This window comes from Teichococcus deserti (assembly GCF_001982615.1).
GTDB lineage: Bacteria > Pseudomonadota > Alphaproteobacteria > Acetobacterales > Acetobacteraceae > Pseudoroseomonas > Pseudoroseomonas deserti.
Window position 1 is genome coordinate 1 of sequence record NZ_MLCO01000280.1, and the last position, 5,663, is coordinate 5,663.

At 71.7% G+C, this 5,663-nt stretch carries 7 protein-coding genes; 3 read left to right on the plus strand and 4 right to left on the minus strand.

Annotated features, from left to right (window positions below):
* The 4 genes from BKE38_RS24005 to BKE38_RS24020 form a co-directional block, all read right to left on the minus strand.
* Positions 1-418 (minus strand): DMT family transporter (locus BKE38_RS24005; RefSeq protein WP_207553657.1); only part of this gene is annotated, 418 nt, incomplete at its 3' end.
* 119 nt (positions 419-537) lie between these two features.
* On the minus strand, positions 538-1,770 hold the full coding sequence (locus BKE38_RS24010; protein WP_083747828.1) for a CaiB/BaiF CoA transferase family protein: 1,233 nt from the start codon (positions 1,768-1,770) through the stop codon (positions 538-540).
* Positions 1,767-2,513 carry a CoA-transferase gene (locus tag BKE38_RS24015; RefSeq protein WP_076959753.1) on the minus strand — a complete coding sequence of 249 codons (747 nt, stop codon included), beginning with the start codon at positions 2,511-2,513 and terminating at the stop codon, positions 1,767-1,769. The genes BKE38_RS24010 and BKE38_RS24015 overlap by 4 nt, the downstream gene beginning before the upstream one ends.
* Positions 2,510-3,343: a CoA transferase subunit A gene (locus BKE38_RS24020; RefSeq protein WP_076959754.1), complete on the minus strand. Its 834-nt coding sequence runs from the start codon at positions 3,341-3,343 to the stop codon at positions 2,510-2,512. The genes BKE38_RS24015 and BKE38_RS24020 overlap by 4 nt, the downstream gene beginning before the upstream one ends.
* A 73-nt stretch (positions 3,344-3,416) precedes the next feature.
* On the opposite strand from BKE38_RS24020, the gene BKE38_RS24025 reads away from it, so the two are divergent.
* From BKE38_RS24025 to BKE38_RS32950, 3 genes are all read left to right on the plus strand, one after another.
* The gene (locus BKE38_RS24025; protein ID WP_076959755.1) at positions 3,417-4,007 is read left to right on the plus strand and encodes a GNAT family N-acetyltransferase; all 591 of its coding nucleotides are present in this window, start codon (positions 3,417-3,419) and stop codon (positions 4,005-4,007) included.
* 45 nt (positions 4,008-4,052) lie between these two features.
* Complete coding sequence (locus BKE38_RS24030) at positions 4,053-4,772, plus strand: urease accessory protein UreH domain-containing protein (protein WP_076959756.1); 720 nt, start codon at positions 4,053-4,055, stop codon at positions 4,770-4,772.
* 78 nt (positions 4,773-4,850) lie between these two features.
* Positions 4,851-5,663 (plus strand): hypothetical protein (locus BKE38_RS32950; protein WP_207553658.1); only part of this gene is annotated, 813 nt, incomplete at its 3' end.

Consider the following 5,663-nt stretch of genomic DNA (forward strand, 5'->3'; position numbering starts at 1 on the left):
GCCCCGCCAGCACCGCGACACCCGCCACCCCCGCCAGCACGCCGCCCAGCCGCGCGCCGCTCAGCTTCTCGTCGCTGGTCAGCAGATGCGCGACCACGGCGGTGAAGACCGGGGTCGCGGCATTCACCACCGACGCCAGCCCGCTCGGGATGCTCTGCTGCGCCCAGACGATCAGGCTGAACGGGATCAGGTTGTTCAGCAGCGCCATCGTCACGCAGGCCCGCAGCACCGGTCCGGTCGGCGGGAGACGCTCGCCGCGGAAGCCCAGCACCAGCCACAGCATCCCCGCCGCCAGCAGGACCCGCGCGAAGACCACGGTGAAAGGGGGCCAGGCAGCGCCGGCGATCGCCATGAAGAAGAAGCTGCCGCCGAAGGCCAGCGACAACAGCAGCAGCAGCACCCACTGGCGGGACGTCATCAGCCAACCCCCAGAAGCAAGAAAGCCTGGGGGATGGAATTCGCCCCGCAAACGTGCACGTTTGCGCCCCTTCTCGTTCTGCAAAGGCCCGGCGGACGCTGTCCGCCGGGCAGCCAAGCTCAGCGGCGGCGCTCGACCAACACACCATCCGCCTTCAGGGACGCGATCTCCTCGGACGAAAAACCGTGGCGCGACAGCACGGCATCGCCATGCTGGTTGAAGGCCGGCGGTGCGGCGCGCGTGCCCCCCGGCGTGCGCGACAGCTTGATCGGCGTGCCCAGCGCACGGAAATCGCCCAGCTCCGTGACCATCTCGCGATGCGCCGTATGCGGCTGCGACAGCGCCTCGTCCACGTTCAGCACCGGACCCGCTGGCAGCCCGGCGGCCAGCAGCCGGTCGCACAGGTCATGCCCGTCCTCGGAGGCCAGGCGCGCCTCCAGGATCTCGGTCAGCGCGTCACGGTTGACCACCCGGTCACCGTTGCTGCGGAACCGCGCATCCTCCGGCAGCCCGTCCAGCCCGAGGAAGGCGCAGAACTTCCTGAAGGCCGGGTCGTTGCCGCAGGCCACGAAGATCTCGCAGCTCGCCGTCTTGAAGGCGGAATACGGGGAAATGTTCGGATGCGGGTTGCCCGTCGCCTTCGGACGCTTGTCGTTGAGCAGGAAGTTGGCGGCCTGGGGATGCAGCAGCGCCATGCCGCAGTCGTGCAGCGTCATGTCGACATACTGGCCCTGCCCCGACCGCGCCCGCTCCTGCAGCGCCATCAGGATGCCGATCGACGAATAGAGGCCCGTCGCCAGGTCGACGATCGGCGTGCCCATGCGCACGGGGGACGTCTCCGGCGTGCCGTTGATCGACATCAGCCCGACCATCGCCTGGATGATGGCGTCATAGCCCGGCAGGCCGCCGCGCGGCCCGGTGGCGCCGAAGCCCGAGACCCGGCAATGCACCAGCTTCGGGAACTTCTTGCTGAGCACGTCCTCGTAGCCCAGGCCCCATTTCTCCATCGAGCCGGGCTTGAAGTTCTCGACCAGCACGTCGGCATCGTCCAGCAGCCGCAGCAGCACCTCGCGGCCGGCGGGCTTGCCCAGGTCGAGGGCGATCGACTGCTTGTTGCGGTTGACGCCGATGAAATAGCTGGCCGCGTCGCCCTGGAAGGGGGGGCCCCATTCGCGCACCTCGTCGCCCTGCGGCGGCTCGACCTTGATCACCTCGGCGCCGTGGTCGGACAGGATCATGGTGCAGTAGGGGCCGCCCAGCACCCGCGTCAGGTCGATCACCTTCAGCCCGGCCAGGGCGCCGGCGGAGCGCGCCAGCCCCTTCCCCTCGGCCATGGGAACAGCGTCAGTCATGCGGCAGCCTTCCTTGCAAACACGCGGGCACAGAATTCGGGATAGGTTTCCAGCATCTCGTCGCAGACCGGCCCGCGCAGCAGGGCAAGCTGCTCGGGCGTCGGATCGGGCGTCACGGCGACCTGCGCCGGCTCGTCATAGTCGAAGCCGGTGGCAGCGCGGATGCTGGCGGCATCCTCGCCAGGATGGGCACTGGCCAGGGTGAAGCGGGCCGTCGCCGGGTCGAACCGAAACAAGGACTTGCCAGTGACCAGGGCCTGCGCCGTGCCACGGCGGAACACGCCGGGCGCCGAGACGCCAGGGGCAGAAATATTGTCGACCTGCGGCACCAGCACGCGGGGCGAATGCTCCTCGCGGAACAGGATGGTGCGCGGCGTCATGAAATACATGAAGGCGCTGCCGAAGCTGCCCGGGAAGCGCGTCCCCTGCCCCGGCCAGTCGCCGGTGCCGATCAGGTTGATATTGGCCTGCCCGTCGATCTGCCCGCCGCCCAGGAAGAAAAGATCGATCCGCCCCTGCCCGGTCAGGTCGAACAGCTCGCGCGAGCCTTCGGTGAAAGGATTGCCATGGCGCTTGTGCAGCAGCGACAGCCGCACCGGATGGCCCTGCTTCTTCACCAGCCAGCAGGCCGCGGCCGGGATCGGCGAGGCGGCACCCACCGCGATGTGGCGGGCCGGCGGTGCGGCCGGGTCCAGGATCAGCGCGGCCAGCGCGGCCGCCAGGCGTTCCTCAGGCTGGATCACGCGGCTTTCTCCGAGCCGCCGAGCTCGACGGCGAGCCAGTTATCAAAACCTTCCTGCGTCTTCGCCGCCCGGGCATAGGCCGCGACATAGCCCGCATCGAAGCCGTATTCGTCGAGCAGCGCCACCGGCTGCGCCCCGCGCCCGGCCAGGGCCACGCCGCCGATATAGGTGGCGCTGATGGTGCCGGGGGCGGTGCGCTCGTCCTCCAGCAGGTTGCCGTCGAAGAAGCGCTCGACGGTGACCAGCGCCTCGCGCGAGGCATGCGCCAGCGTCGCGCATTCCCGCCGCCGCCCGAGCCAGACATTGCCCTCCCGGTCGGCCATCACCGCGTGGAACAGGCAGAAATCGGGCGACAGCGCGGGCAGCAGCACGATCGGGTCGCCGCTCTCGGCGAAGGGGTTGTCGATGACGCGCCAATCCGGCCGGTTGGCCAGGATGTCGCTGCCGATCAGGCCGCGCAGCGGCATGAAGGGCACGCCCTTCTCGGCCGCCTGCAGCATGGTGTGGATCGCCGGGCAGGTGGCGTCCTGGACACGGATCCGCCCTTCCTTCAGCGCCGCGGTGAAGCGGGGGGCGAAGCCGGCCTCGCCCAGGCTGATCGCGCTGGTCTGCAGCTCGGCGACGCAGCCGGCGCCGATCAGCAGGTCGGTGGCGAAGCCCGAGACCGGCACGCCCAGCAGCCGCAGCCCGCGCGCGCCGCGGCGGATCAGCGCCTTGGCCAGCGCCACCGAGGGCAGCGAATTGTCCGGCGGCAGCGCCACCATCGCGCCATCCGGGATGCGGGCGGCGAGCTCCTCGACCGATGGCCAGGCGGGCGGCGCTGTTGTCATGGTTGGGTCTCCTCCTTGGCCGCCACCATACCCCCTTCGGCGCGGCGGGGAAGCCGTCTAGCCTGGGGCGGCCATGTCCGATTCCAGACCCGCCCCTGCCACCCTCGACGGCCCGCGGCTGCGGCTGCGGCCCTGGCGCGACGACGACCGCGAGGCCTTCGCCGCCATGAACGCCGACCCGATCGTCATGCGATACTTCGCGGCCCCCCTCGCCCGCGCGGAATCGGATCTCTTCCTGACCCGGCTGCAGGACCACTTCGCGACCCATGGCTTCGGCTTCTGGGCGTTGGAGCTGCATGGCCGCCCCGGCCTGGTCGGCCTTTGCGGCCTGGCGCGGATTTCCTGGGACCACATCCCCTGGGAAAACCCCGCCGACCCGCCGGTGGAAATCGGCTGGCGCCTGAACCCGGCCTTCCACCGCCTCGGCCTGGCCGAGGAGGCCGCGCGCATCGCCCTCGCCCATGGCTTCGGCCCGCGCGGCCTGCCCGAGATCGTCGCCTTCACCGTGCCGGACAACGTCCGCTCCTGGGGGCTGATGGAGCGGCTGACCATGCGCCGCGCCGGCGGCTTCGAGCATCCCCGCCTGCCCGAGGGCCATCCGAAGCGCCACCAGCTGCTGTACCGGCTGCGGCGCCAGGACTGGATCGACGGCCGCATCCCTTGATCTGCCGCAAGGCTGCCGGAGGCGGGAGCCGCTAAGCCGGGCGGCATGATCGCCGACTGCCTGCATGCGCTGGCCCTGCCCGGGACCGAGGAGGCTGCTGCCCTGCTGCTGGCCCTGCTGCTGGCGGGGCTGGCCGGCGGGCTGACCCATTGCGCCGGCATGTGCGCCCCCTTCGTCCTGGCCCAGGCCGCCACCGGCCGCGGCCTCGGCGGCGGCATCGTCGCGCGGCTGGCCGGCGCCGCCCTGCTGCCCTACCAGGCCGGGCGGCTGGCCGGCTACGCGATGCTGGGCGCGGTGGCCGGCGGCCTTCTGGGGCGGCTGCCCGAGACCGGCGGGCGGCTGCCGGCAGCGCTGCTGCTGCTGGCGGCGCTGGCCATGCTGGGCCAGGCGGCGGCGCGGCTCGGGCTGCCCGCGCGGCGGCCGTCGCTGCCCGACTTCGCCCCTCCGGCCCGGCTGCTGCGCTTCCTGCTGGCGGAACCCCAGGGCTGGCGCGGCTTCGGCCTCGGCCTGCTGCTGGCGGGGCTGCCCTGCGGCCTGCTCTATGCCGCGCTGGCCGGGGCGGCGGCGGCGGGCAGCGCGGCCGGCGGCGCGCTGGCCATGGCCGCCTTCTGCCTGGGCACCATGCCGGCGCTGGTGGCGCTGGCCCTGCTCGGCCGTTTCCTGGCACGGCGGGCCGGCCCCGGGCTGCGCCGCGCCAGCGCGCTGCTCTTCGCGGCGAACGCCCTGCTGCTGGCGGGGCTGGCAGCGCGCCTGCTGCACGGCTGAGGCACCGCCGCTTAGGCTTCGCGCAACCCGCCCTGCCGATCCTGCCCTCGCCGAGTGGAAAGAGAGGCGGCCAGGCAGATGCCCTTGCTGGTTTCGGGCGAGGTCCCGGACACCATCTACGAGAATGCGCGTCCCGGTGACTGGGTGGCGAAGCTGTCGCTGTCCGGACTGACCGGCATCACCGACGTCAGGCTGACCGGCACCGACGCCAACCGCTTCGAGGCCAGGCTGGACGCCGCCAAGGGCCTGGTCACCATCGTCCCGGTCGGCGCCTTCGACAGCGAGGCCTTCAGCGGCACGCCGAAATTCGCCTTCGGCCTGCAGGTGAAGACCGCCTCGGGCTGGGTCGACAGCGGCCAGAGCTGGGGCGTCTCGCTGCTCAACGTCGACGACACGCCGCCGCACAAGCTGAGCTTCTCCGCCGGCGGCTCGGTGCTGGAGACCGATGTCGGCGGCGTCATCGGCACCCTCTTCGGCGAGGACCGTGACACCCCCAAGGCCAACCTGACCTACCGCGTGCTCTGGCCGGACGAAGCCTATTTCGAGGTGGTCAATGGCAATGTCCTGAAGCTGCGCGACGGCGTCGACCTGCTGCGCGAGGGCGGCACCACGCGGCCCGTCATGATCGAGGTGTCCGACGGCAAGCAGGAGGCCAACTTCCTGCTCGACGTGAAGGTGCTGAACACCAGCTCGGACGAGGACGTCGCGGCGCCGCCGGCGGTCTATGTCCCGCCCGACTGGGTCTCGCCGCCGGTCACCGAGGCGCCGCCGGTGATGACGCCGCCCGTGGCCTCGCCGCCGGTGGTGACCTCGCCGCCGGCCGATCCGGTCTCGCCGACCGTGGTGCCGCCGGTGGTCAGTGTCGTCACGCCACCCGTCGTCACCTTACCC

Coding starts and splice junctions, on each gene's coding strand:
- BKE38_RS24030 (WP_076959756.1), top strand. CDS start 4,053: ATGATCGCCGACTGCCTGCATGCGCTGGCCCTGCCCGGGACCGAGGAG.
- BKE38_RS24010 (WP_083747828.1), bottom strand. CDS start 1,770: ATGACTGACGCTGTTCCCATGGCCGAGGGGAAGGGGCTGGCGCGCTCC.
- BKE38_RS24020 (WP_076959754.1), bottom strand. CDS start 3,343: ATGACAACAGCGCCGCCCGCCTGGCCATCGGTCGAGGAGCTCGCCGCC.
- BKE38_RS24025 (WP_076959755.1), top strand. CDS start 3,417: ATGTCCGATTCCAGACCCGCCCCTGCCACCCTCGACGGCCCGCGGCTG.